Source organism: Paenibacillus plantarum, assembly GCF_013141695.1.
GTDB classification, from domain to species: domain Bacteria; phylum Bacillota; class Bacilli; order Paenibacillales; family NBRC-103111; genus Paenibacillus_E; species Paenibacillus_E plantarum.
On the sequence record NZ_WHNY01000074.1, the window covers coordinates 41,522 to 66,412 of the forward strand.

At 48.7% G+C, this 24,891-nt stretch carries 22 protein-coding genes; 2 read left to right on the plus strand and 20 right to left on the minus strand.

Annotated elements, in window-relative coordinates:
- Positions 1–11: 11 nt before the first annotated feature.
- The 7 genes from GC096_RS27135 to GC096_RS27165 form a co-directional block, all read right to left on the minus strand.
- On the minus strand, positions 12–971 hold the full coding sequence (locus tag GC096_RS27135) for an ABC transporter permease (RefSeq protein WP_056623360.1): 960 nt from the start codon (positions 969–971) through the stop codon (positions 12–14).
- A 974-nt stretch (positions 972–1,945) separates the two neighbouring features.
- Positions 1,946–3,076, minus strand: a complete 1,131-nt coding sequence (locus GC096_RS27140) for a glycoside hydrolase family 88 protein (RefSeq protein WP_171634563.1) — start codon at positions 3,074–3,076, stop codon at positions 1,946–1,948.
- Positions 3,077–3,176: 100 nt separating this feature from the next.
- A complete protein-coding gene (locus GC096_RS27145; RefSeq protein ID WP_171634565.1) occupies positions 3,177–4,676 on the minus strand; it encodes a glycoside hydrolase family 32 protein in 1,500 nt (499 codons plus the stop codon).
- Positions 4,673–5,656, minus strand: a complete 984-nt coding sequence (locus GC096_RS27150) for a carbohydrate kinase family protein (protein ID WP_171634567.1) — start codon at positions 5,654–5,656, stop codon at positions 4,673–4,675. The genes GC096_RS27145 and GC096_RS27150 overlap by 4 nt, the downstream gene beginning before the upstream one ends.
- Before the next feature lie 33 nt (positions 5,657–5,689).
- A complete protein-coding gene (locus GC096_RS27155; RefSeq protein ID WP_312886351.1) occupies positions 5,690–6,526 on the minus strand; it encodes a carbohydrate ABC transporter permease in 837 nt (278 codons plus the stop codon).
- Between the two features lie 19 nt (positions 6,527–6,545).
- A complete protein-coding gene (locus GC096_RS27160; protein WP_246302991.1) occupies positions 6,546–7,478 on the minus strand; it encodes a carbohydrate ABC transporter permease in 933 nt (310 codons plus the stop codon).
- 24 nt (positions 7,479–7,502) lie between these two features.
- Positions 7,503–9,350 carry a GH32 C-terminal domain-containing protein gene (locus GC096_RS27165; RefSeq protein WP_171634568.1) on the minus strand — a complete coding sequence of 616 codons (1,848 nt, stop codon included), beginning with the start codon at positions 9,348–9,350 and terminating at the stop codon, positions 7,503–7,505.
- A gap of 243 nt (positions 9,351–9,593) precedes the next feature.
- Between GC096_RS27165 and GC096_RS27170 the strand changes: the two genes are divergently transcribed.
- A complete protein-coding gene (locus GC096_RS27170; protein ID WP_171634570.1) occupies positions 9,594–9,860 on the plus strand; it encodes a type II toxin-antitoxin system Phd/YefM family antitoxin in 267 nt (88 codons plus the stop codon).
- Positions 9,847–10,167, plus strand: coding sequence for a type II toxin-antitoxin system RelE/ParE family toxin (locus GC096_RS27175; protein ID WP_171634571.1), 321 nt, complete (start codon positions 9,847–9,849; stop codon positions 10,165–10,167). Before GC096_RS27170 ends, GC096_RS27175 begins: the two co-directional genes overlap by 14 nt.
- Here GC096_RS27175 and GC096_RS27180 read toward each other — a convergent pair.
- From GC096_RS27180 to GC096_RS27240, 13 genes are all read right to left on the minus strand, one after another.
- Entirely contained in the window at positions 10,149–11,765 is a 1,617-nt protein-coding gene (locus GC096_RS27180) for a response regulator transcription factor (RefSeq protein ID WP_171634573.1), read from the minus strand. The two genes, GC096_RS27175 and GC096_RS27180, sit on opposite strands and share 19 nt — an antisense overlap.
- An 8-nt stretch (positions 11,766–11,773) precedes the next feature.
- Positions 11,774–13,528, minus strand: coding sequence for a sensor histidine kinase (locus GC096_RS27185; protein ID WP_246302992.1), 1,755 nt, complete (start codon positions 13,526–13,528; stop codon positions 11,774–11,776).
- Positions 13,529–13,665: 137 nt separating this feature from the next.
- Positions 13,666–15,030 carry an ABC transporter substrate-binding protein gene (locus GC096_RS27190; RefSeq protein WP_171634576.1) on the minus strand — a complete coding sequence of 455 codons (1,365 nt, stop codon included), beginning with the start codon at positions 15,028–15,030 and terminating at the stop codon, positions 13,666–13,668.
- Between the two features lie 229 nt (positions 15,031–15,259).
- The gene (locus GC096_RS27195) at positions 15,260–16,513 is read right to left on the minus strand and encodes an MFS transporter (protein ID WP_171634578.1); all 1,254 of its coding nucleotides are present in this window, start codon (positions 16,511–16,513) and stop codon (positions 15,260–15,262) included.
- A 4-nt stretch (positions 16,514–16,517) separates the two neighbouring features.
- Positions 16,518–17,132 (minus strand): nitroreductase family protein, encoded by a 615-nt coding sequence (locus tag GC096_RS27200; RefSeq protein WP_171634579.1) that lies wholly within the window; start codon positions 17,130–17,132, stop codon positions 16,518–16,520.
- Between the two features lie 34 nt (positions 17,133–17,166).
- Entirely contained in the window at positions 17,167–18,219 is a 1,053-nt protein-coding gene (locus tag GC096_RS27205) for an ABC transporter substrate-binding protein (protein ID WP_246302993.1), read from the minus strand.
- Positions 18,220–18,264: 45 nt separating this feature from the next.
- Positions 18,265–18,600, minus strand: a complete 336-nt coding sequence (locus GC096_RS27210; protein WP_171634581.1) for a 4Fe-4S dicluster domain-containing protein — start codon at positions 18,598–18,600, stop codon at positions 18,265–18,267.
- Positions 18,597–20,201: an FAD-dependent oxidoreductase gene (locus GC096_RS27215; protein WP_171634583.1), complete on the minus strand. Its 1,605-nt coding sequence runs from the start codon at positions 20,199–20,201 to the stop codon at positions 18,597–18,599. The genes GC096_RS27210 and GC096_RS27215 overlap by 4 nt, the downstream gene beginning before the upstream one ends.
- 180 nt (positions 20,202–20,381) lie before the next feature.
- Complete coding sequence (locus GC096_RS27220; protein ID WP_171634584.1) at positions 20,382–20,723, minus strand: 4Fe-4S dicluster domain-containing protein; 342 nt, start codon at positions 20,721–20,723, stop codon at positions 20,382–20,384.
- Positions 20,720–22,315, minus strand: coding sequence for an FAD-dependent oxidoreductase (locus tag GC096_RS27225; RefSeq protein WP_171634586.1), 1,596 nt, complete (start codon positions 22,313–22,315; stop codon positions 20,720–20,722). Before GC096_RS27225 ends, GC096_RS27220 begins: the two co-directional genes overlap by 4 nt.
- A 22-nt stretch (positions 22,316–22,337) precedes the next feature.
- The gene (locus GC096_RS27230) at positions 22,338–23,195 is read right to left on the minus strand and encodes an ABC transporter permease (protein ID WP_171634588.1); all 858 of its coding nucleotides are present in this window, start codon (positions 23,193–23,195) and stop codon (positions 22,338–22,340) included.
- 42 nt (positions 23,196–23,237) lie between these two features.
- A complete protein-coding gene (locus tag GC096_RS27235) occupies positions 23,238–24,050 on the minus strand; it encodes an ABC transporter permease (protein ID WP_171634590.1) in 813 nt (270 codons plus the stop codon).
- A 21-nt stretch (positions 24,051–24,071) separates the two neighbouring features.
- The gene (locus GC096_RS27240) at positions 24,072–24,848 is read right to left on the minus strand and encodes an ABC transporter ATP-binding protein (RefSeq protein WP_056623312.1); all 777 of its coding nucleotides are present in this window, start codon (positions 24,846–24,848) and stop codon (positions 24,072–24,074) included.
- Positions 24,849–24,891: the final 43 nt, after the last annotated feature.

Genomic DNA, 24,891 nt, shown 5'->3' on the forward strand with positions numbered 1-24,891 from the left:
GTTTCACCCCTTTAGTAAAGCCCTTCACCTGTTGTCCATTTGCTCACGCGGTTAGCAATAACGAGCAACAGAAAACCAATGACCGATTTGAACAACCCAACAGCCGTCGTTATGCTGTATTGACCTTGTAGAATCCCTGCCCGATAGGTGTAAGTATCCAAGACATCCCCCGTCTCCTGTGTAGCTGGATTAAGGAACTGATAAATTTGCTCAAAGCCTGAATCCAAGATATGCCCTGTTTTCAGCATCAAAAGAATCATGATCGCAGGCAGCATGCCTGGCACCGATATGTGTAGAAACTGTTTCCAACGATTGGCCCCATCCATTTTGGCCGCTTCATATAAGGAAGGATTAATTCCCGCTAGCGCTGCGATGAAAATGATGGCATTCCAGCCCATTTCCTTCCAGATACCCGAAATAATAATGATAGATCGGAAGTACTCCGACTTCTGAAGGAACGCGACGGTATCACCACCGAAAGCCGTAATCAAATGATTCACAAGCCCCTGCGTTGGCGAAAGCAACATATACGTAAGTCCGAAAACAATCGTCCATGATAAAAAGTGTGGTAAATACAGCACCGTTTGCGTAATTCGCTTGAAAGCCATCGTTCGCACTTCATTGAGCATGATCGCCAATAAAATCGGCAACGGAAAGGCGAACACAATTTGATACAAGCTGATTAGCAGCGTATTTCGGAGCAGTCGTCCGAACTTGTCGTACGTGAATAGTTGATGGAACCACTTAAACCCAACCCATTCACTTCCTGTGAAGCCTTTGAAAATGTTGTAATCCTGAAAGGCAATGAAGCTCGCCATCAGGGGTACATACTTGAACACCAGGAAATACAGCAGTCCAGGAATCAACATGATATAAAATGCCCGATGCTGTAGGACGTATTTCCACCAACCTTTTTTCTTTTTTGCTTGGGTTGACCGCTGAACAACCTCATTCACAGTAGCGGATTTCATCTGCTCTCACCTACACTATCTATTTGTCTTATGTGTTAATTATAGGTTTCAAGGCATGGGACCAACAATGAGGGCGGATGTCGATTTACTGTAGTAAAAGTCTTTTTGTGGGGGATGGGGAGCAACACCTCTTAACCACTCCTTAACTGAATTCCACCTCTGCAACTGTATTGTGACGATACATTAGGAATTCCCTGCCACCGCACTCTAATAGCACTTCACCACCACAACTCAGAAAGTCCCAGTCACCGCACTCGAATAGAACCTCTCCACCACAAACTAGCAACTCCCTGCCACCGCACTCGAATAGCACCTCTCCACCACAAACCAGCAACTCCCTGCCACCCCACTCGAATAGCACCTCTCCACCACAAACTAGCAACTCCTTATCACCGCACTCTAATAGCACTTCACCACCACAAACCAGCAACTCCCTGCCATCGCACTCGAATAGCACTTCATCACCACAAACCAGCTACTCCTTACCACCGCACTCAAATAGCACTTCACCACCGCCACAAACCAGCAACTCCATGCCACCGTACTCTAATAGCACCTCACCACCACAAACCAGCTACTCCCTTCCACCGCACTCTAATAGCACCTCTCCACCACAAACCAGCTACTCCTTACCATCCCCCCCTCCGCTACCAAAATGTTCCCTCTCTCCACCTCCTCGTGGAAAATAAATGGAAATTATACAGCTAATTCTGGCTGATTCATCTGTTTATTGCATTTAGATGGAAATTATGTAGTTAATTTCGCCCAAATCGATAGTTTCTGCCCGAATGGATCGAATTAACTGGAGGAAATACAGCTATTCACGTCAAAGGCGTGTTTGGCCTGAAATTAGATGTAGGAAATCCAGTTATTGTTACTGAAGAGGTGGGGCGACGTGGACACAACGCAAAAAAGAGCTGTCCCCTAGCAGTTGTAGCTGCTGAAAGACAACTCTTTTATCAAATTAACCAAACTTACCAGAACAACTCGCCATGCCCGAGCAAACGGGAAAGCCCCTCTACAAAATAGTAGTCACCGTAGATGAGCGGTACGTCGATGTTTTTCCCTTCTGGGTAGTGGCTTGTACCATGGGTGACTAACCCTTCTTCGGTTTCGGAGTCCCACGCACCGTAGTTCGTGTACAGCGAGTGCAAGATGCGCTCCCCCGCTTCGCGGTAGAGGGATGCCTCTTGGCCGTTCACTTGCTCCGCGATCAGGAGCAACCCGCAAGCCGCACACGCACCCGCTGAGGAGTCGCGGTACGCCGGAATGCCATCGGGCAAGCGGAAATCCCAATGTGGCACATGATCTTCCGGCAGGTTCGCCAGGAAGAAGTGCGCAGCACGCTTGGCCGCATGCAAATACTTCTCATCGCCCGTGTACTTGTAGCTGAGGCTCATACCGTAAATCGCCCACGCGGTTCCACGTGACCAGGCCGATTCCGGCGCAAACCCTTGCCCACCGTTCACGGAAAGCTTCTCACCGGTGGCCGGATCAAAAATCACGATATGATTCACCGATCCATCGGGACGAATAAAATGATCGACCGCCATGTCGGCATGCCTTACAGCGACTTCTTTGAACCGCGGATCGCCGGTAGTCAGCGTAGCCCAGTGCAGCAACGGCAGATTCATCATGCAGTCGATAATCGCCCAGCCTGCATTGTCTTCCCCTTCGCGCCAAGGATTCCACGCGCGAATGTAACTGCCCTTCACGTTGAAACGTGCAGCCAGCAAATTCGCCGCTAGCAACGCGCGGCGCTTGGAATCGTCTGCACCCGTTAGCTTGTAGCGTGCAACACTCGTCAGCGTCCACATGAATCCGATATCGTGATCCAGACGATAGTAGTCCGTTACAACTTGATCCAACTGCTGCTCACAGGACTCGGCTAATTGCTTTAGGCCCTCATCCTTCGTGTCACGATATAATAACCACAGCAATCCAGGCCAGAAGCCCGCTGTCCACCAATAAGCAGGCTCCAGCTTATACTCTCCGCCTACACTTGCATGTGGGAAACCATCACCAATGCGTTTACTTGTTTTGTCTACTTTTGCTACGGTATGTGCCCATGCTTCTTGAGCCCAACCCTTCTGAATTGTCGTCATCCATTACACTCCTCGCCAGGTTTATTGAAACGTTTAACCTATTATACCACCTGGCTTCGCGGAATGCTCGGCTTGTTTAAAATTGGTTATCCTGTTGGATCTACAATGACATTTGCCATGCATCCAAACTTTCTAAACAAGCTTCACCATGCCTTGCAAAAAGCTTAACACCTAGACTGTCACCATTCGGATAAATCCGATTCGTTATCGTTTTCACCCCGTTATTCGCGAATAGCTCCAACGAAGACCGATCCACGAACAGATGCAGCTTGATGCTCCCATCCTCCATCGGTTCCACCTCTACTATACTCACACCTGCTTCACTTGAACCTGCGTGTGTCCGATCAACGCGGAGTGTATGCTCCGCTACCGAGTACGAAACTTCCGTATACTCAGACCCATCCTCTGAGCAGCGAACGAGAAGTCCAAACACGGCCTCCACGTCAGATTCCTTTGTGTTAAACACGGCAATCAGTTCTAGCTGATCGCCTTGTATAGCTGGCAATGAAACATTCGATTCCGCAGGTATCACCTGTCGATCGACGAACTCCCTGCTCTTCCGCAGTGCCGCCAGTTCTGCCACAGGCTGCATCCGCAACGTGCCATCCTCTGCCAGCGTCAACTCGCGCGGCAAAGTAAAAGCCCCCATCCAGCCATCTACTTGCTCCGGCATTTGAGCACCCCAAATGTTCATCCATCCCAGCAGGATGCGCCGTCCCTGTCCGTCCACCAACGTTTGCGGCGCATAGAAATCGAAGCCATAATCCAACCGTTCGGCATAACGGTAATCGAATTTGCCTATCTCGTAGTTTAATCTGCCAGTGAGGTACATCGTCTTTGTAGACCCCATGTTCATCGGGGAAATAATAAGCACATGATCATCCGCATCACCGAGTGGAAATAAATCAGGACACTCCCACATATCTCCCATGGTGCGGTCACTCTCTGCTGCAACACCCAAATAGCGCCATGTAAGCAAATCAGAAGACGTGTACATCAGCGCTTTCCCCAAGCCGTCTTTTCCATAACCGATGACCATGTACCACTGACCGTCATGCTGCCAAACCTTCGGATCGCGGAAGCCGAACCCACCCTCCTCCGGTGCGGCACCAATAATAGGATTTGCCCCTGATTTGTTAAAAGCAACCCCATCCGCGCTGGTCGCGAGACACTGCACCTCCATTGGCGTTCGTCCATCTACATGCCCCGTATAGACCAATGTCAGAACGCCGTTATTATCGACTGCACTGCCCGACCAACAGCCATAACCACCCGTTTCCCCGCTATCATAATCTTCGGAAGGCGCCAAGGCGATAGGCAAGTGCTCCCAGTGCACCAAATCCTTACTTTTGGCATGCCCCCAATGCATCGGACCCCATTTCGACTCATAGGGATAATGCTGATAAAACACATGATACTCTCCATTCCAATAAATAAGACCATTCGGATCATTCATCCAACCCGCGGGTGGCATAAGGTGATAACCAAGCCTATATCCATCCCCCGCGATTAACTTGGCGGCTTGCCCCAACGATTGATTTGCTTGTTCCACGCGTTCCATGTGGAGCTGATTCTTTTCGATTTCTGTCCGCTGACTCATCCTAGCTCATCCTCCTTATCTCCATCTCGAATCAACGCGCGAATCTCCTCCAACGTACCGAGCGACGGAATCGCACCTTTACGAGTCGTCGCCAAAGCTCCCGCCGCATTCGCAAAGCGCAATGACAAGCGAAGCTCTTCTTCGTCCCACGATGACAACGCCTTCCCCTTTTCCAACATCCCATATAACAATGCCCCGAAAAAAGCATCCCCAGCACCAGTAGTATCAAGCGTATGAACGGGGAAGCTCTCCACCTTGCCCCACCAATCCTTCATTTGATAAAAAGAACCCGCGCTTCCTGCCGTGACCAAAAGCAAAATAATTCCATACTGTTCAACTAGTTTTCTCGCTGCCTTTTCTAAATCCTGCTCAGCCGTCAAGAAGACAAGCTCCTCTTCGGAAACCTTTACCACATCTGCGAGGCTTAGGCCAACGCGGATGACTTCTAGCGCATGCTCCCCATCCCGCCACAAGGAAGGACGCCAGTTTGGATCATAGGAAATAAGGGCACCATGTTCCTTCGCAAGCTGGACAGCTTTTAGAGTAGCCGCGTACACAGGCTCCACCGTCATTGAAATAGAGCCAAAATGGAAAATCCGTGTTTCCGCTAGCATGCCGAGATTCAACTCATCCGCTCTCAACAGTTGATCAGCACCAGGATGCCTTGCAAAATGAAACGATCTATCTCCATCTGCATCCAGCTGGACGAAAGCCATCGTTGTATGCGCCTCGTCCGTCTTAACTAGCCCACGTTCTGACACGCGCACATCGAGCAAAGTTTCTCGCAAATACGCACCGAACGGGTCACTGCCCACCTTCCCGATGAACCCCGTTTTCTTGCCGAGCTTCGCCAAAGCGGCTACCACATTCACAGGTGCTCCGCCTGGATTGCGTTCAAACAATGGCTGTCCTGCTTCAGAACGACCATACGGCGTAAAATCAATCAAGTACTCCCCAAGCGCAACTACATCGTAGTTCATGCCATCGGCTCCTTTCTTTTTATAAACAAACCATTAACCCTTGATGCCCGACATCGTAATCCCTTGAATATAGTAACGCTGCAGAAATAAAAACAGCGCAAGAATCGGCACGGTAGATAACGTATTTGCTGCCAAAACCTTCGACCAATCCGTCCCCTCATTCGAGGAAAACGTGGAGATCCCGACTTGAATCATCTGCATTTTCTGATCATTGATCACAATGAGCGGCCATAGATAGGAGTCCCAGTTACCGAGGAAAGTCATCAGTCCGAGTGTAATTAGCGCTGGAACGGCTGCTGGCAGCACGATCGCTACAAAAGTACGCGGCAAGCTCGCTCCATCAATCCGTGCAGCTTCCATCATTTCGTTCGGAACCTCCGCGAAAAATTGCCGCAACATAAAGATGCCGAACACCGACAACATCGAAGGAATAATAAGTGCTTTATAAGAATTGAGCCAACCCAAATCGTGCATCAGTAAATAGTTAGGCACGAGTGTTACTTCACCTGGGATGATCATCGCTGACATAAATAAAGCAAATACAACCGTTTTAAATGGAAATCTTAGCTTCGCAAACGCAAATGCCGCCATCGAATTAATGATCAGCACCAGTATCGTTACGATGGAAGCTACGAGCAATGTATTCCAGATATAGCGTAAGAACGGATTTCGCGTATTAAAAATGACATTATGGAAGTTCTTCCATGTCCATTCTACGGGAACTATTAAGTGAATATTCAATGATGTATATTTGAAAAGCTCCTGATAGGGTCGAAAAGCGCCAGTAACCATCCATAGGATAGGAGCGACAGAAATCAGAGCAATCACGATCATGACGATCATTGTTATGACGTTTGTTAGTCTCTTCACAGCGAATCCCTCCTCGTTGTTAGTCTGTGTCTTTGTTAAAAAGCTTCATTTGGATCAGCGAAATGGTCAATACAATCGCGAACAGCACAAACGCCGCCGCCGTCGCATACCCCATCCTCATTTGCGTGAAAGCCTGCTTATAAATATAGAAAACAACGGTTTCCGTTGAGCTATTAGGTCCACCATTTGTCAATACGAAGACTAAGCCCGAGAGTTTGATCGCATCGATCGTCGTCATGATGACCACGAAGGCCATCGTCCGATGGAGCAGCGGAAGTGTGATTTTGAAAAACTGTTGTATCCGTGATGCCCCATCCACTCTGGCTGCTTCATAGAGATCGGGCGAGATATTGTTCAAGCCTGCTAGGAAAATAATCATGAAAAACCCGGCGCCCTTCCAAATTCCGAGCACAATAATGCCGTTCATCGCTGTTTTCGGATCAGATAGGAAGCTTGTAACAGGCATATGCAGCGCTTTGAGCACACTGTTCAGGAGGCCAAACTCCTTGTTATAAATGAGCTTAAAAACCGTAGCCGCCACCGCTGTCGAGATAATAACCGGGATAAAATAAAGCGTTCGGAACAGCCCGGCTGCCGCGGTTTTCTTCTGAATTAATAAGGCAAGGCCAAGTGCGATGCTCGTCTGAATCGGAATCACAATCAGTGCGAAATAAAACGAATGCTTCAAGCTATTAAAGAAGGCACGATCCTTCATTAGATGCACATAATTGTCCATGCCGACGAACACATCACCGGCGCCGACTAAGGAATAGTTTTTGAAACTGATCAGAAATGCTTGCAGCATAGGATAAAACACGAACACAAACAGCAAGGCTATTGCCGGGAATATAAACCAGAAGGCAGTAGCTTGCTCATGCTTGCGAAAGCTTTGCGATCTTTTCTTGCTTGAACTAACCGATTTCACTGTTTTCATCGTTTCAACAGTAGCCATACCTCACCTCTCCATTCACATCTGTCATTTGCCATCAAAAACATACACTTGGAGACTCGACATGACAGACCCATCCTGGCTAGTCGCCTTGATTTCAGCCTGCCCGTTCTTAACCCCCCGCACCGTTGCCCCTCCGTTATTCACTGAAACGGACGCGATTCCTTCATCGCTAGATGTCCAATTCAGCTCCTGTGGTGCGCTCAGGGGAATAACGGATGCTGCGATAAGTTGGCTACTGTTCACCGCAACATCAAGCGTAGTGTTATTAAACACTACTCTTTGTGGCGTTGTACCGTTCACATCCTCCTTACGCCAAACTGTCCCCATCGGATAAAACTGCGCTTTTTCCAGCGTGACATTGCCTTCAGACGCACTCAGCTCCAGTTGATTGCTCGTGGGATCAGGGAAGATTAGGCTAGTGACAACCACCTCACCATCATTAGCGAATACCTCCAAACTAGCCTCATCCACAAAAAATTGAAGCTTAAGCTTGCCATGCTTCAGCTTTAGTGGTGCAGATACTTGTTCAGCGAAGCCTTTCTCGAATGAGGTGATGCCAGAGTGAGTTCGATCAATAGTTAGCTTTTCAGCGTTAGCGTCATAGATGACGTTCGTTGCTTGATCGGTTCCTTTACGAAGTTGGAATTCGACCTTACTATTCGGCTGAACAGTAAGCTCCGAAATTAACTCATAAGATGTTCCTTTTAATCGGTCAAAGGGATTAACTCCTGCCGCTAACTGCTGTTTCGTTACGAGAACTTCTTTGCCGCGCTGCGTCTGCAATTCTTGGATCGGGTCTTGAATCAAACGTATGCCTTGATCGGGAGTATTCCTCAACCGCAGCTCGCGCGGGATGGACATATTGCCCTTCCAAGCCCCTGTCGGCATCGCGAACGGATAACGCCAATTGGACATCCAGCCTAGCCAGATGCGACGTCCATCTTTTGCCGGAATATCCGAATAAGACACAGCGGCATAGAAATCCTTCCCATAATCCGTCCATAAGACATCGGAAGCTGGGTTATCGTTCTTGAACGTGTGACCGTCGAACGTGCCAACGAAGTATTGGGCCGTGGAGCCTTTGGTCGTGTTGTTGCTACCGATGCTGACGGCTAACACCCACTTCTTCGTTTTGGTACCCTCTACAGGTAGCTCAAACAAATCCGGACATTCCCAAACCGCCGCATGCGAGCCCTGATCGCTTCCAAACTCACTTGCTAGCTTCCATGCTTTGAGGTCAGGTGATGTGTAGAATTGAACACGATTATCCACAGACACTACCATCACCCAGGATTTCGTAGGCTCATGCCAAATCACTTTGGGGTCTCGAAAATCCTTCAAGCCTGGATTCGGAATCACTGGATTCCCTTCATATTTGGTCCATGTACGGCCTTTATCTGAGCTATATGCAATACTTTGCGATTGCAGGCCGCCTTTGAAATGCGTAAAAATCGCGACTAGCCCTGCCTTGCCACCAAAAAATCCGCTCGTATCCTTCGCATCCACAACTGTGCTGCCTGACCAAATTTCACCGAGCGAATCCCTAGCTAGCGCGACCGGCAGATGCTCCCAATGAATTAAATCCCGACTAACCGCGTGACCCCATTGACCGCTATTTTGATAGAATTGATGATACTCCCCTTCAAAATACACCATGCCATTCGGGTCACTTAGATTGCCTGACTCCGGTGACAAATGATACTGCGGGCGAAACTTTTCCGTATAATAAGTCGGATCTTTCGCAAAGGAGAAAGCCAATTCCTCCGCTGAGTCCGTCGATTTGTTATTACCTGCTACCAAAGCCGTTGCCCCCCAACCCAGAAGTATGATCACAGCGCTACCCGCCACCCATAATCCAAATTTCTTCCGCATGGTTCCTCCCTCTACTCGCTGTCTATTATGATGTATCGTTATTGTACCGAGTCAGCGAATAGAAAGATTTCAATATCATTGGGAGTTGTGTTTTAAAATGATTTGCAAGAGCGTGACAGGACGAAAAATACCCTCATCTTTTGGATGAGAGTATTTAAGCCCGTTGATGGTAATCGGAATTGAATATTGTACATTATAATGCTACAATATTGTCATAATAATCACGGGAAGGAAGGTCAGATTATGCCGCATATTAGACCGATAACGGATTTAAGAAATACAACTGAAATCTCTGAGCTTTGTCATAAACAAGACGAACCTATTTTTATTACTAAGAACGGATATGGCGACTTAGTCGTAATGAGTATTGAAACCTATGAACGTCAACTTGCGCTAGTTGAAGTTTATAAAAAGTTAGCTGAAGCTGAAAAGCAAATTGCTGAGGGTCAACCTTTATTAGAAGGTGAGGCAGTTTTTAAAAGGCTGCGAGACAAATATGCAAACAAATGATTATGGTTTGAAATTCACACCATTAGCAAGTGATGATCTTGAGCAGATTTACAGTTATGTATCGCATAAATTATTTGCTCAAGCTGCGGCAGACAACCTTCTAGCAAAGATTGAATCCAGTATTATGAGTCTCACTAGAGTCCCGTATTCAGGAAGTATTTTATTAGATGAGTCTCTAAAAAGCAGAGGATATCGTAAGTTGATCGTTGATCACTATCTTGTTTTTTATTTGGTCAATGAGTTAGATAAATATGTTGTTATTATGCGTATCATGTATGGTGCACAAAACTATACAGATTTACTTTGACTCTCCTCCCGATACTCCTTCGGTCCCTTCCCGTAGAACTTCTTGAAAGCCGTGCTAAAATAGCTCGAACTCGAGTACCCCACCAACGTTGCAATATTCGTTAGCTTGAGTTCACTTTCTTGGAGCAAAACCGCCGCCCTATTCAGACGCAGCCTCGTCACATAGTCACTGAAAGTTACACCCACACTTTGCTTAAAAAGCCCAGATAAATACGTTTCATTAAGATGAAACATATCGGCCAACGAGGCCAGCGTGAGCTCATAGGAAAAGTTCTCATCCACGTAATTGCGAATGGCTTTCATCATTTGCTGACCACTGGAGAACCTGGTTTTCCTCACTTCTTCCATGACGAGCCAAGCCATGTCGTGCAGCTGGTCGAGCACTTGCTCCCGAGAGGAGTAATCTCTCACGCTCATCTGGCAGTTCCAGAGGTAGCTCTGCAGGGACGCATCCCCTAGCTCAAATTTCTTGGCAATGGCATTAAACAAGAGAATAAAACGCAGCGTCAAAAAGGTGAATACAAACATTGGCGTATCTCGATCCGAAGAAAATATAGCGTGTAACTGCTTTGTAAAAGCAGGCATATCGAGGTTTTCGATGGTCTGCATCAGTTTTCTCTCCACCTCCGGTGAAAAGCTGTGCGTCATGGCGAGCATATTTCGATCCGGCTCAGCCTTATCGGAATGAATCGTGCCCTGACTCCAGGCTAGCATGCTAGATGCGTAGCCGTCCTTCAGCTGCCTCAACCCATTGATAGGTTCGCCAATACCGAACACACTGTCTACTTTGAGGTAGCTCTGAATATCCCGCTTCAGCTTACGCACGAAGTCGGCCAGGAAGCGGTCATGTTCGGCATTTTGAATCCGAATGACAAAATGTATCATCGCAGGGTGACTCATCGCGTAGAACGGATAGATGGACTCCCATTTCTGGGCGGACTCCCGACATAACATCTGAAAAGCCAAGTAAAGCAAGTCTTTGCGCTCGCTCCAATCGTCCAAGCGCCCTGGCGGAATACGCATTTCTACGGTGACAAACTGCGCATGAACATCATCAACCGCTAACGCTGATAACTGCAGCTGCGCCATTCGTTCCTTCATGGCGGACACACTGAACCATTCATCCTTCACTAGCTGCCAAAGAAGCTGCTCCTGCATCAACCCTAGCTGTTGATTGTTTTTGATTTCCTCTTGATTTTGCTCCCGCAAGCGGTTTCGATCCTCTTCCAATTCCGCGGCTAGCTTGCCGAGAAGTGCTGTTAGCTCACTGCGAACCACAGGTTTGAGCAGATAATCCTTCACCCCAAGCTGAATAGCAGCCTTCATATATTCAAAATCCGAATAGCCCGAGAGCACAATGATACGAAGCGCAGGGTGCTTTTCCTTGCATGCGCTAACGAAGGAAATCCCATCCATTTGCGGCATGCGAACGTCTGTAATGACTACATCTGGGAGCGGAAATGCCTCCAGAAGCTGCAGAGCCTCCAGACCATTAGCCGCTTCCAGGGCAATTTCGAAACCGGCGGCTACCCAATCGATTTTGGCCTTAATACTATTACGAACGCCGACCTCATCATCAATCAGCATGATTTTGTACATCTCGGTTGTCAGCTCCTTATCAGCGGCAGGATTAGGTTCAGTTCCGTCCCCTCATTCTGCTTGGAATACAGCTCTAAATGAAATTGCTTCCCATAATTCAATCGACATCGGGATAACACATTGCGAAGCCCGATACTCTGCCCCTCGGTACTGAGGATTGCTACAGGATCGCCCGTTTGGATCTCTTCCATCAGATTTCGGACCAATTCCGGAGACATGCCAATGCCATTATCTTTCACGGAGATCAGCAATTTATCCTCCTGCAGCTTCGTCCTTAGGGTAATCTGCGCGATGCCATCCTTCTCTAAGCTATACTTCACCGCATTTTCTACCAGTGGTTGAATGATGAATTTAGCGATCAAGAAATGGGCTGCCGCGGGATCTTCTTCGATCGCAATTTGCAATCGTTCCTCATGCCTCAAATGGAGGATGAACAAATAATCCCGAATATACGCCATTTCTTCTGCTACTCGAACCAAATCACTACCCAGGTTGAGCGAGTATCTCATCATTTTGCCCAAAGCTTCCGTCGTATCCATCACAAGGTCTTCCCGCTTCATCGCCGCCAGACCGCTAATGATTTCAAGCGTATTATTATAAAAATGCGGATTGATCTGCAGCAGCAGTGCTTTGTACTCGGCATTTTTCCTGCGCAAGTTCGTCTCGAACTCTGTCTCGATTAAATAGCGAAGCCGATGGGTCATCTGCTCGAACACCCTTGTCACATAGTTCACTTCACTATGGCCCTGGCCAACCTTCGGCATCACATGCAGCGCCTGATGAAACTCCCCGCGCTCTACATGCCTCATTGCTCTTCCCATCACACTCAGCGGCTTGGTAATGCCTGCGGACAGCCAGAAGGCTGTTAATATCGCAACAATCAGCAACATAACACTAACGACAAGCATCGTTTGGCGAATGTGTGTGATTTTTTCATACAATTCAATCTCAGGAACACTCCCAATAATTGTCCAATTCTGAGCAGGCAGCTTGCGGAAAAAGAGCAGATACGTCTCTCCCTTCGCCTCCATTGGGAAAACTCCACTGGCATCCCCGTCAAACCGCGAATCAATCTCCTGAAGCCCCTTCCCCAGCATGGCCCTGTCTTCGGACAGATTTTGGTCCAGCACACTGTTGCCTTCATGTGTCAGCAAAACGACCTTTCCCGTCTTCCCCACATGAATTTTTTCAATCGCATTGCGAAGCAGGGTTGTTGGATAATTCACCTTGATGAAGCCCATATTTCTTAGCGATTGTAGCTGTACGAGTGGAAAAAGGAAGCTATTAATCGATCGCGCCCTCATAAATTCGTCTGATTGATCGACATCCTTATGTGCGGTCGTCCAACGGTTACTTTCATTAATAAAATCCTGAAACCACTCGCTGTTCTTATAGGTTCTATCCTGCGTCCACACACCGCCAGCATCCTCAGTGAACGCACTTATGGAAATACCGCTGGAGTTATTCACCGCATAGGAGGAGAAATACTCCCGCAATCGCTGCTTCGTGAGAACGCGTTCTTGAATCGTACTATCTGAATTCAAATGTACGGTCAGCCAGTCCTGTGTGACTCGGGAGCTCACTACCTGATTGCCCGCATCCTCAACTTGTGTCAACAGCGTCCCCACATGCGAGGCGAACTGCTCGATCGTTTGTGATGTTGAAGCTTCGATTGACGACTTGATTGTTTTGGTTGCTTCCTCACTAAGAATATAGGCCAAAGTGGCAAAAGGGAGAAGCAGTAGAACCGAGAAAACCGCCATCAAACGGCTCCTCAATGAGAAAAACATGATATCCCCCCATTATGTGTGATTCTTAATATCATACCTCTGAGCCATCTGGCGAAACAACGACAAAGAGACGATCATCAAAATGATTCGTCTCACATATCTGGAGCTGCTTACTTCTTCTGCTGTGCTAGAACATCTGCGTACGCTTTATCAATTGTCGTAACGGCTTCTGCGATAGACGCATCAATATTTCTTTTGCCAATCGTGACATCCTCGATCATTTTGTTCACAGCATCTGACATTTGCGGGAAGATCGGCGTGATTGGACGCGGTCTGCCGTACTTCTGATTTTGAATAACGAAGATGTTCTTCGGATACTCACTCAGCTCTGGGAACGCCTTCGCAGATGAATATCGGGATGGAATATCCTTCGTCATACCTGCATACGTTTTCTGTCCTTCTTCCCCTGTAACCCAGTTAATGAACTTCCAAGCTTCATCTGGATGCTTGCTTTTCCCCGAAATACCCAGCGCCCAACTGCCATTGGCTACCGCTTGCGCTGTTCCTTTTGGCAATGGTGCAATATCATAGTCTTCGCCCAACTTGAAATTAGGGAATTTCTCCTTCAAATTAGCCAAAGACCACGAGCCGTCAATCGTAATGGCCAACTTACCGTTCGGGAATGGATCTGGTGGATACTCCAGTGCAGATACCTTATCTTTGTTATACAGATCGGAGAAGAACTGGACGGCTTTCTTCGTTTGTGGGGAATCTAGGTAGCCTTTGGACGTTTTACCGTCTGGGCTCATGATCTCACCGCCGAGCTGCCAAATGATTGGATATTTGAAGTAGGCTGTTGCACCTGCATTGCCAAAGCCTTGTGCAGGATCGATACCGAAAATTCCGTTCGCAGGATCATTCACTTTCTTTGCAGCATCCAATACTTGATCCCAGGTCCACGGCTCATCTGGGTTTTTGGAAGGAAGCGGAATGCCTTTCGCTTGGAAAAGTTTTTTGTTATAGAACATCGCAATGGAAGATTCCGTCAGCGGTGCCATGTAAATTTCATTTTGATACGTATAAGTCGCAAGTGTTGATTTCGGAACATCCTCCATATTTCCGTCTGCTTTGAAGTAGGCGGTTAATGGTTTAAGCGCTCCCGCGTTTGCATACGAACCGACGGTTGGTGCATCTAATGCCATGATGTCTGGTGGACTTCCGGAAGCGATGGATACACGCAATTTCGTATCATAATCCGAGTATGGAATCGGTGTCATTTCCACGGAAATATTCGGGTACTTTTGCATAAAAGATGCCACTAATTTGTCGTAGGCTGCATTCTCCGTATCATTCCCCGAGTTTCTCCAGAACGTGAGTTTTACTTTCTCTTCTTTTTTCACGGTTGCATCTGTTTGGCTTGGTACTGATGACGAAGATGTGCTGGCTGATCCCCCACTGTCACTTTGGGAAGAACATCCCGCCAGCAATCCACCAACTACGATAGCGCTTACGACTGTTTGACTAAGTTTTTTCATACGATTGTTGCCCCTCTCATTACTCTGTTGTTGTTCTTGTCATCATCTTATCAAAGGGGACGAAACAATAAATTCAAAATGCTCTGCTTCTAACTTATAAAATTATCATGCCTTGAGGAGAAAGTAAAAGGGGCGAAGAATCAATTCTGTTGTATCTACAACAGTCCCCCAAAGCACATCACATCACGCAAAAAAGAGCCCCGAAGGGCTCGCTGCATATTAATTCGTTTTAATTGGTAGTTGTCGACACGCGCGTCACGGCTTGAGCCTCGTCCAACTCCGCTTTCCGCGATTGGTAGCTTCCAATATGAAAAGCTTGCCAACAGCTGACGCCAAAAACGAGCATAGCCGTAATAAACCAGCCACTTATGCCAAAATGAGCGACGATAATGCCGCCGAGCAGAGGCCCGGTTAGGCAGCCAAGGAACATCCAAGAGTTCACCATGGCGAAGGTCTGCCCCTCCATCCCCTTGCGGACTAAGCCTCGTACCTGGGCTTGAATGTTGGGCATCATGCCCGCTACGCACAAACCGAGTGTAAACCGACACGCAAGAATAAGCGGATAAAAGTGCGTCACCGCTTGCACGATGCAGAGGAGAAACGCAGTGCTGGTCGCTATTTTGAGCAACAATAAAGGTCCTACGCGATCGGAGAGCATGCCCAGCAACGGGGAAAATACGATAACGGCGAGAGAGGTCGCCGATAAGGTGATGCCGAGCAGCCACTGATCGTTGAGAAAGGTGAGCGTATGCGTGGATTGCCGCACGTAGTAGGGGATAATCGGATTCGTCCCGACTAATGCGAAATTAATGCATAGGGCACTAAGCAGCAGCGAGGGGAGCGGCTTCATCCGCCAGATGTGCTTCCAGTCCGTTAGCAAAGTGCTCCGTTCCATTTTAGAAACGACAGGTGCACGGGGACCTTCTTTGACAAAGCAAAGCACGCTGACGGTCGCAAGCAAAATGCACACACTCATAGCCGGATACGCGCCTCGTACCGAGTAAAATGTAAGTAAAGAGGACGCAATTAGTGGTCCGATTAGCGAACCTGTCTCGCCCATCATTTGCATGGTGCCAGCCGAAACGCCAACCTTATTCTTGGCAGCTCCAATCAAGATCAGCACCATGGTGAATGGCAGGATGCCAGTGAAGCAGCCCTGTGCCAATCGCAGCAGTGCCAGCTGCCAAGGCTCGGTGGCCAATGACATGCAAGCCGTAACGAGGGTCATTCCGAATCCGGACCAGAGCATCACAGGCTTACGCCCGTAGCGATCTCCGATGCGACCGAGGAAAGGCATAAGAAGCATCATGATCATGAAATTTGCCGAAAATATCGCACCTGACCATATGTAAAGCGAATCCCCGCTCACATGCCCAATATCCTGAAGGAAGCTGGGCAAGAGGGGAACGAACATGCCGTGCGCGGTCGATACAAGCAATTGTACAGAGAGCAACGCTGCAAACTGCCGGTTCCACGAGTCCATCGAACTAGAAAGAGCCTTCGATGATACTCTCGCTCAATGCGCGTCGTCCATTCGGCAACTCACGCTGTTGAAAGTCTTCTGCCAACGTTTCACGTGCTCCACGGTAACCTAAAGCAATCACGGCATGAAGCTCATACTCCGCTGGAATTTGAAGTACTTCACGTGCCTTTTCTCTCTCATAGCCGCCAACAGCGCGTGTAGCCAGACCTAACAAGTGCGCTTGAAAAGCAATCGATGCCCAAGCTGCACCTGCATCAAACGCATGTGCACCACTAGGTTCACCATCCTGACGGAACTTGTTAGACAAGATCAGCAACAGCACAGGAGCATGCTTCGTCCACAATTGATTGTTCGGCTTAATAAACGATTGAAACTTCTGTTTCTGCTCCTCTGTTTGGGCGACTACGAATCGCCACGGCTGCAGATTCGAGCTGGATGGTGCCCAGCGCGCAGCCTCCAGAATCGTATATAATGTCTCTCGTGTTACTTCCTTCTCTTCAAAAGCACGCGACGACCAACGATTCAGAAACAGCGAATGAACAGGATAATCCGCCTTACGATTGGCCTCCACTTCAGGGGTTAAAACTGCTTGATTATCTACTTGTGCTGATACAGTCATGTCATCATTCCCTTTCCGAATAGGCGTGTCGCCTTTATTTAAGTAACCACTGATTCAAATCGAAATCCTTCTCCGCTAGCTTTTCATCAACCAAGAATTTCTTCGTTCCATCAAGCAGCTTCACACCATCATCCTTAAAATTAACCTCTTTAATCGTCTCAATCGGTGTAACCTTCTTGTTTAATTCCGGTGTGAACCCATTTAACTGAGATAAGAATTGGTAATATTCATCCGGTTTGGATTGCAGATCCTTGAGCGCTTTCTCCCTAGCTGCATTCCACACCTTCGGGAAATCAGGGAATTTCTTCAGGTAGTCCTCGGACACAACCGTAATGCTGCCTCCGATCAAATTCGGATGCTTAGTGGCATCATCAATCAATGGGAATCCATTCTCAATTTGTTTCAAAGCAAAGATCGCACTATTCGTCATCGCGTCCACTTCACCACGGGACAACGCTGCTTCACCATCCGGGCGCAGCATATGGATGAACTTCACGTCGGGCACATTTTGTTCTTTTACAAGGCCGGCAATATAGCGGTGCATGAAGGAACCTTTTTGAATTGCTATCGTTTTACCTTTCAAATCAGCAATCGTTGTTGGTCCACCTTTTTTACCAATCAAATAACCTATATTGTCTGTTGAGTTCTGGGTAATTGCTCTCGTCTTCGCTCCAGTCGAACGAGCAAGTATCGCTGGCGTATCGCCCAAGCTGCCAAAATCCAATCTGCCACTGATTAGCGACTCGCTTTGGTCAGGTCCGTTTGGGAAAGCTACCGGCTTGACCTCAGTGATACCGTACTTTTTGAGCTCCTCTTGGATAATCCCTTTATATAAGCCCCAGCCCTCTGCACCACCTGGGAAATTCAGCTTGTTCGTGCCAATGTATCCGTAATTGATCACTGCTGGTGGTTGTACCTTGGCTGCCCCGCCACTTGTCGCTGCTGCACTGGCACCAGCTGTCTTGGCGCCTCCATCCGAATTGCCACAGGCCGCTAAGAAAGCGACCATGGCTGCTAATATCATAACCAAATGTGTGGTACGGAAAAGTCCGAATCCCCTTTTACTTGTCTTCTGTCTCTCTATCATCTTTCATTCTCCTTTCAAATTGACCACGAGAGGGCACCCACTGTCTTACCCAATAGAAGTTAGTTTCGCTAATTCATACATATAAGGATGCTCGGCAACAGGCTTACGCCCTTTCCCCCAGCCAACTTTCTCCCGATAACCACCAAAGAAACCTTGTTCATCTAAACTCTCTTCACTCACATGCATTGGTCCTTCAGCATCCGGCGCTACATAGAGCGCATCCGCTGGGCAATACAGCTCGCACATGAAACAGGTTTGGCAGTCGCTTTGCCGAGCAATGACCGGAATCCCATTTTCCACACGATCAAATACATTCGTCGGACATACCGACACGCAGAGGTTGCATTCTACACATTTGGACTCGCTGACTAATTCAATCATGGTGTAACAGCCTCCTTGTTCACTTCAGCTTTTTGCGTCCATACCTGATCCAGCCCTCCGCTAATTAAACGGTACCCTTGCGCAGCATCAATCTCTGGGAAATCCTCACGTTTATGCATCCCTCTCGTTTCCGTACGTTCGCGTGCCGTGTTGTACATAAGACGGGCCGTAGCTGTCATAGCCGCCGCTTCACGATGACGAACACCTGCTATATCTAACGTCGTCACACGTTCACGTAAATCATTCCAAACTCCATCCAGACGGTTGATTGAGCCTTCCAACCCTTTCTGGGTACGGAACAAATTGCGGTCATACGGCGTGACTTCCTCTTGTACCGCTTGAATGGCTTCGCCTGTTTTGCTTAAAATCTGACCCGATCCCGACTTCGTGAAAGTTGTCGTTGAGACGCTTTTCAGTGTACGATTATCTGCTTTATCTCCAAGATCCTTAGCAAATTTCGCAGCACCTTCTCCTGCAAATGAACCGGAAGACATCGCCCAAGCCGCATTATGGCTGCCACCGCCTGTGAAACCTCCACAGATCAGTTCACGCGTCGCTGCATCGCCAGCCGCATATAAGCCTGGAACAATCGTTGAACATTGCTCATCCACGATTCGAATACCGCCTGTTCCACGCACCGTGCCTTCTAAGCGAAGGGTAACAGGGAACTTATCTTTGAATGGATCGATGCCAAGTCGATCAAAAGGCAAGAAGAAATTCGTTTGATTCACACGCAGTAAGGGACGAATTTCTTCCGGCGCTTGATCCAAGCTGGCGTAAACCTGACGGCCTTGCAGCAAATTGCGCGCAATGATTGAGCGGCCACGTTGTGATCCTGCACCTTCTACAATGGAGCCATCTTCGTAGTAGAAGGAGGCATATCGGTAGTAAGCTGTTTTGGTTACGGAAGAGAAGGTTGGGCAGATTGCGTAGGCATTCGAAAATTCCATCCCTGAGAAGTCCGCGCCGGCTTCAGCAGCCAATAAATAACCATCCCCTGTTAACACGTTCGTACCTAATGCTTTGCTCAAAAATGCACAACCGCCTGTCGCAATCACTACCGCTCCTGCACGCACCGTCCAGGTCTCCCCACTCTGCGTTCTCACGCCAGTTGCACCGCCAACGCCGTGCTCATCGGCAAGCAATTGGAGCACGGGACTGTGATCGAGGATTTTCACACCTGCTTTTTGAACCAATTTACGCATCAGCTTCATGTATTCAGGCCCTTGCAAACCGCGTTTATACGGATCGCCGATTTCATCCTTCGGAAACGGATACCCCAAGGAGCCTAGCTTATTCATGTTCTCATAAGTCCGATCGAGCACCCGGTTCATCCAAGGAACCTCTGCCAGCTTACCGCCTAACAGATAGCGACTCGCTCTGGCTTCTTCTCGCAGCTTCTCGTCCGGCTTAACATACCAAACCCCCGTACCCGATGGTGCTGTTGCTCCACTCGTTCCACAATACCCTTTATCCACCAAGATGACCTTGGAGCCATTCGTTGCAGCCGTTAAGGCCGCCCACGTTCCCGCAGGACCTCCACCAATTACCAACACATCCGCAATAAGTCGCAAATCATTATCTTCTAAAACCTTTGCCATCTACGTGACCTCCTCTAATATGAAAATAAAAAGAGGCATCCCTTATATAAAGGAACGCCTCCGTGTGTACGGTTGGACAGGATATGCAATTGTATGTCGACAAAACCAAGTTGTTTACTATGATTAAACACATAGTAGCACCGTATTTCATTGCCGTCAACACTATTTATTACAATCAACCTATCGTCTTGAAGGTAAAATGCGATCGATAAACGGGGTTGTATCCAACTCCGCCAACGTTGTTCGCCCCTTGCCCCAGCCGAGTGTTTCTCGCCAGCTGCCCAGCAGATTGGCCTCTACCAACTCCGCTTCTGTCGGCACTTCCTCCAAAGGGGAGTCAAACGGAGATACATAGAGAGCATCTACAGGACAATACGCCTCACAAATAAAACAAGTCTGGCAATCTTCCTGCCTTGCGATGCTCGGAATGCCATCTATCCCTTTATCAAACACGTTGGTCGGACACACCTTCACGCATAGCGTGCAACCCACACACCGTTCCGTACTTACGAATTCAATCATCGTGTCGCAACCCCCTGATCCGCCGTCAGCTCTTTGCGCAGCTCAATCTCATCAATACCAGAGACTATCAGGCGGTACTGCTGCGCAGGGTCTGTATCCGGATACTCCTCAAGCGAATGCAAGCCCCGCGTCTCCTTGCGTGCTAGCGCAGCGGTGTACATCCATCTCGCTGTCGCAATCATCGCAGCGACTTCGCGTGCGCGAACCCGACCCTGCACCGTCGGGTTCAAGGCCGTCCCCCGCAAGCTCGCCCACAGATCGTCCAATCGCGCCAGCGATTGACGGATCACGGGCTCACTGCGGAAATAATTGATGTCCAGCGGAAAGACCTCCCGCTGGACTGCCTCGACCAAGCCCCTCGCATCGAGGATGCGATCGGGGGCTGCATCAGGGTCGACCAGGCCGTAGCGGCCCGCTGGTCGCAAATCTCTAGCGCTGCGCCCGAGCGTCAGCGCATGCTTCGCAGCTCCGGCACCTGCCCACGTGCCGGAGGAGATCGCCCAGGAGGCGTTGAACGCGCCTCCGCCTGACTTCGCACCCGTGACGCGCTCACGGGTGGCCGCATCGCCGGCGGCATATAGGCCCGGAACCGTTGAGGCGCAGCTCTCATCGGTGAGGCGTATGCCGCCCGTCCCGCGGACGGTTCCCTCATAGCGAAGCGTGAGCGGGAACCGCTCTGTGAAGGGATCGATGCCTGCGCGATCCAAGGGCACGAAGAAAATCGCGTGCGATTTGCGCAGAATTTGCTGCTTTTCTTCCGTATCCGCGTGGTTTAGCACCGCGTACACCGGGCCTTTGCTCAGCATTTTGGGCAGAAAATCCCCTGCTCTCGGGCCACCGCCTTGCAGCACCGTGCCATCCTCCGATGTATAGGTCGCCCAGTTCAGCAAGCGGCCACGAGTCACCGTGCCGAAGGCTGCGCTAGGCGCATACTGACGCGTGAATTCCATGCCAGATAGCTCGGCACCGAGCTCCGTCGCCATCAGAACACCCTCTCCAGTTAGGACGTTACAACCTAACCCCTTGCTTAGAAAAGCACATCCGCCCGTTGCAATCACGACGGCATTCGCTCGAATTTCCCATTCCGAATCATCCAAGCGTGAAAGGCCACGCGCTCCTCCAACCCCATGCTCATCAACGAGCAGCTCTAAGGCTGGCGATTGATCAAGAATCTTCACACCTGCCCGACTGACCTGACGACGCATTAGCTTCATGTACTCCGGTCCTTGCAAGTGATCGCGCAAAGGAACACCCTGCTCATCACGGCGAAACGGATAGCCCCACTTCTCCACTAACAATAAGCTTTCATACACTTGATCTAGCACGCGGTGAATCCAGGCAGGCTCTGCCAAATACCCACTTTCTTTGTAACGCTGCTGAACTGCCTTCTCTCTCAACTCAGGATCTGGCGGCAGGTACAACAAATTCGTGCCTCCTGGTGCGGTAGCTCCGCTGGATCCTAGGAATCCTTTGTCTACGAGGATGACCTTCGCATGCTGCTGGGCTGCGCTCCAAGCTGCCCATGCCCCGGCGGGACCTCCGCCGATGACTAGAACATCGGCTTCTAATTTCGTAATTTTGCCCGAGCTCATCGCAATCCCTCCTTGATGTATCCTAACCTTGGAAGCTGTCACGCCAGCTTAGCCATCTTCTTTCTAACCAGCGTACAAGTGAATCCACGACTTTACCGATCACCGCAAAAATGATGACCCCTACGAAAATAAGCTCAGCGCTTGAATTTTGTTTACCATAGTTAATGAGGAAGCCTATACCTTCCTGCGAGCCGATCAACTCTGCTACGACGAGGCCTAGCCAAGAAATAGCAACAGATAGGCGTACACCTAGCAGAATGCCAGGTAAAGCAGCAGGGAGGATCAAGCGGAAAATTTGCTTAGACTTGCTAAAATTCAGCACTTTAGCGACCTCGAATAATTTGTGATCCACATTTCGAATGCCGAGAAAGGTATAGATATACATTGGAAAAAAGGCACCATTCGCAATGATCACGATTTTCGACACCTCGCCAAAACCAAACCAAAGTATGATTAACGGCGCAATCGCGAGATGCGGAATCATGCGCAGCATTTGAAAGGAAGGATCCAGCATGAACTCCAGCTTTTGAACAAAACCAACAAGAAAGCCGAAAAGCAGCCCGATGGATCCTCCAATTAGAAAACCTATGGCCGCTCGTTGCAACGAAATCGACAGATGCTGAGACAGCTCCCCTGAAGCGATTAATGAACGAAATTCCGCGGCAATTTGTAACGGCGTGGGTAAAAAGGACGGCGAAAACAACCCCAAATCCCCTGATACTTGCCAGATGACAAGGAGTAATACGGGCACGATCGCGCCGATGACGAAATCGTTCACTCTCTCCCACAACCATTTGATCCGAACAAACTCTAACTTCTGACTTTTCGATTTCCCAATGCCATGCGTAGCTTGGCTTAGTGTCTCGACACGATTGCTCATCCCTTCTCCCCCTTAGCTTTGTGCGGTATATCCCTTTCGTGATCAGTGCCCTTTATAGCTGTCTTGCCAGCTAAGCCATTTGCGTTCAAGCAGCCTCACAGCGGAGTCCGCAACGATACCGAAAACGGCAAATATGAGAATACCAACGAACACGACAGGTGTTTTGGAAAATTGCCGCGCATCCGACATCATATACCCGATCCCTGCGGTCGATCCCATTAATTCAGCTACAACAAGTCCAAGCCATGACACACCTAATGAGATCCGAACACCTAGTAAAATATGAGGCAGCGCTCCGGGAATCGTTAACCGGATAATTTGCTTCCATTTGCTAAACCCTAACACGCGTGTCACATCGAAAAGTTTGTTGTCCACGCCACGAATACCCAAGAAAGCATTAATATAGAGTGGAAAAAAGGCCCCTTTGGCAATGAGAAGTACCTTGGCCGTTTCACCAATTCCAAACCACAAAATAAATAAGGGCGCGATCGCCAAATGAGGCACCATGCGGAGCATTTGAACCGTAGGATCTAGCGCTTTCTCCGTTCTACGAAATAAACCAACGAGAATGCCGAAGGCAAGACCTAAAGAACCGCCAAGCAGGAAACCTGAAAGTGCCCGGAGGACACTAATTTTAATATTGTCATAGAGCTCACCCGTTTGAATGAGTCGAATGCCCGCGTTCATAATGCGAAGCGGCGTTGGAAATAGCAAGGATGAAATCACACCCAAATGGCCTAGAAGCTGCCAAGTAAGCAGTACGAGTAAAGGTACCGAAGCACCAAGAAGCACGCGATGTAAGCGTTGCTTGTATCTCTGTTGATCAACACCTGCCAATTGTCCTTGTTGGCTCATTGAGATCTCCCCCTTTCTCCCTTAAATGCCCGAACTATCTATTAGTTCTAGCTCTTCGATTTTCTCGAATTCACTAAGTACCTTAAGCCTCAGCTCCTGAAAAGACGTCGTCGTCTTCTTTCTCGGAATCGGCAGATCGATGGGCACGATGTTCCTGATGGCGCCAGGCCGCGGTTTGAGAATCACGACACGATTGGCTAAGTAGATCGCTTCATCAATATCATGCGTGACGAAAATCATCGTCGTTTTATTTTTTTGCCAAATATCAATCAACACTTCCTGCATGTGCGTTCGGGTAAAAGCATCTAGAGCACCGAACGGCTCGTCAAGCAGCAGCACTTTCGGATTGCGGAGTAAGGCTCTCGCTATGGCTACACGTTGCGCCATTCCACCAGAAAGCTCTTTCGGAAACGACTTCTGAAAGCCTTCCAGACGAACGAGTTTAATCAGTTCATCCACTTTCTTGCGCACTTCAGGGTCTCTCAGCGAAAGGTCAGCGGCAATATTCTTCTCGACATTCAACCATGGAAACAACCTTGGCTCTTGGAAAATGAAGCCCTTGTCAATGCCTGGACCTTGGATCACCTGACCGCCCAGTTGAACTTCGCCGGTATGCGTAACATCCAGTCCAGCGATGATCTTGAGCAGCGTGCTTTTGCCGCAGCCGCTGGGTCCTATGACTGTAATAAATTCTCCCTCTTTCACTTGCAGCTGAATATTGTGCAAGGCTTGAACAGACCCTTTGCTGGACTGAAAAGTTTTGTTCACATGCTCGAGTTTCAACAACGGTTGGCTCATCAGGTTCAACTCCTCTTTTAATAAAAAAAAAGACACTTTTCTC

What these genes read in the sequence shown, in the direction of transcription:
- GC096_RS27135 (WP_056623360.1), bottom strand. Translation starts at nt 971, where the DNA reads ATGAAATCCGCTACTGTGAATGAGGTTGTTCAGCGGTCAACCCAAGCA.
- GC096_RS27140 (WP_171634563.1), bottom strand. Translation starts at nt 3,076, where the DNA reads ATGACGACAATTCAGAAGGGTTGGGCTCAAGAAGCATGGGCACATACC.
- GC096_RS27145 (WP_171634565.1), bottom strand. Translation starts at nt 4,676, where the DNA reads ATGAGTCAGCGGACAGAAATCGAAAAGAATCAGCTCCACATGGAACGC.
- GC096_RS27150 (WP_171634567.1), bottom strand. Translation starts at nt 5,656, where the DNA reads ATGAACTACGATGTAGTTGCGCTTGGGGAGTACTTGATTGATTTTACG.
- GC096_RS27160 (WP_246302991.1), bottom strand. Translation starts at nt 7,478, where the DNA reads ATGGCTACTGTTGAAACGATGAAAACAGTGAAATCGGTTAGTTCAAGC.
- GC096_RS27165 (WP_171634568.1), bottom strand. Translation starts at nt 9,350, where the DNA reads ATGCGGAAGAAATTTGGATTATGGGTGGCGGGTAGCGCTGTGATCATA.
- GC096_RS27170 (WP_171634570.1), top strand. Translation starts at nt 9,594, where the DNA reads ATGCCGCATATTAGACCGATAACGGATTTAAGAAATACAACTGAAATC.
- GC096_RS27175 (WP_171634571.1), top strand. Translation starts at nt 9,847, where the DNA reads ATGCAAACAAATGATTATGGTTTGAAATTCACACCATTAGCAAGTGAT.
- GC096_RS27180 (WP_171634573.1), bottom strand. Translation starts at nt 11,765, where the DNA reads ATGTACAAAATCATGCTGATTGATGATGAGGTCGGCGTTCGTAATAGT.
- GC096_RS27185 (WP_246302992.1), bottom strand. Translation starts at nt 13,528, where the DNA reads ATGGCGGTTTTCTCGGTTCTACTGCTTCTCCCTTTTGCCACTTTGGCC.
- GC096_RS27190 (WP_171634576.1), bottom strand. Translation starts at nt 15,030, where the DNA reads ATGAAAAAACTTAGTCAAACAGTCGTAAGCGCTATCGTAGTTGGTGGA.
- GC096_RS27195 (WP_171634578.1), bottom strand. Translation starts at nt 16,513, where the DNA reads ATGGACTCGTGGAACCGGCAGTTTGCAGCGTTGCTCTCTGTACAATTG.
- GC096_RS27200 (WP_171634579.1), bottom strand. Translation starts at nt 17,132, where the DNA reads ATGACTGTATCAGCACAAGTAGATAATCAAGCAGTTTTAACCCCTGAA.
- GC096_RS27205 (WP_246302993.1), bottom strand. Translation starts at nt 18,219, where the DNA reads ATGATAGAGAGACAGAAGACAAGTAAAAGGGGATTCGGACTTTTCCGT.
- GC096_RS27210 (WP_171634581.1), bottom strand. Translation starts at nt 18,600, where the DNA reads ATGATTGAATTAGTCAGCGAGTCCAAATGTGTAGAATGCAACCTCTGC.
- GC096_RS27215 (WP_171634583.1), bottom strand. Translation starts at nt 20,201, where the DNA reads ATGGCAAAGGTTTTAGAAGATAATGATTTGCGACTTATTGCGGATGTG.
- GC096_RS27220 (WP_171634584.1), bottom strand. Translation starts at nt 20,723, where the DNA reads ATGATTGAATTCGTAAGTACGGAACGGTGTGTGGGTTGCACGCTATGC.
- GC096_RS27225 (WP_171634586.1), bottom strand. Translation starts at nt 22,315, where the DNA reads ATGAGCTCGGGCAAAATTACGAAATTAGAAGCCGATGTTCTAGTCATC.
- GC096_RS27230 (WP_171634588.1), bottom strand. Translation starts at nt 23,195, where the DNA reads ATGAGCAATCGTGTCGAGACACTAAGCCAAGCTACGCATGGCATTGGG.
- GC096_RS27235 (WP_171634590.1), bottom strand. Translation starts at nt 24,050, where the DNA reads ATGAGCCAACAAGGACAATTGGCAGGTGTTGATCAACAGAGATACAAG.
- GC096_RS27240 (WP_056623312.1), bottom strand. Translation starts at nt 24,848, where the DNA reads ATGAGCCAACCGTTGTTGAAACTCGAGCATGTGAACAAAACTTTTCAG.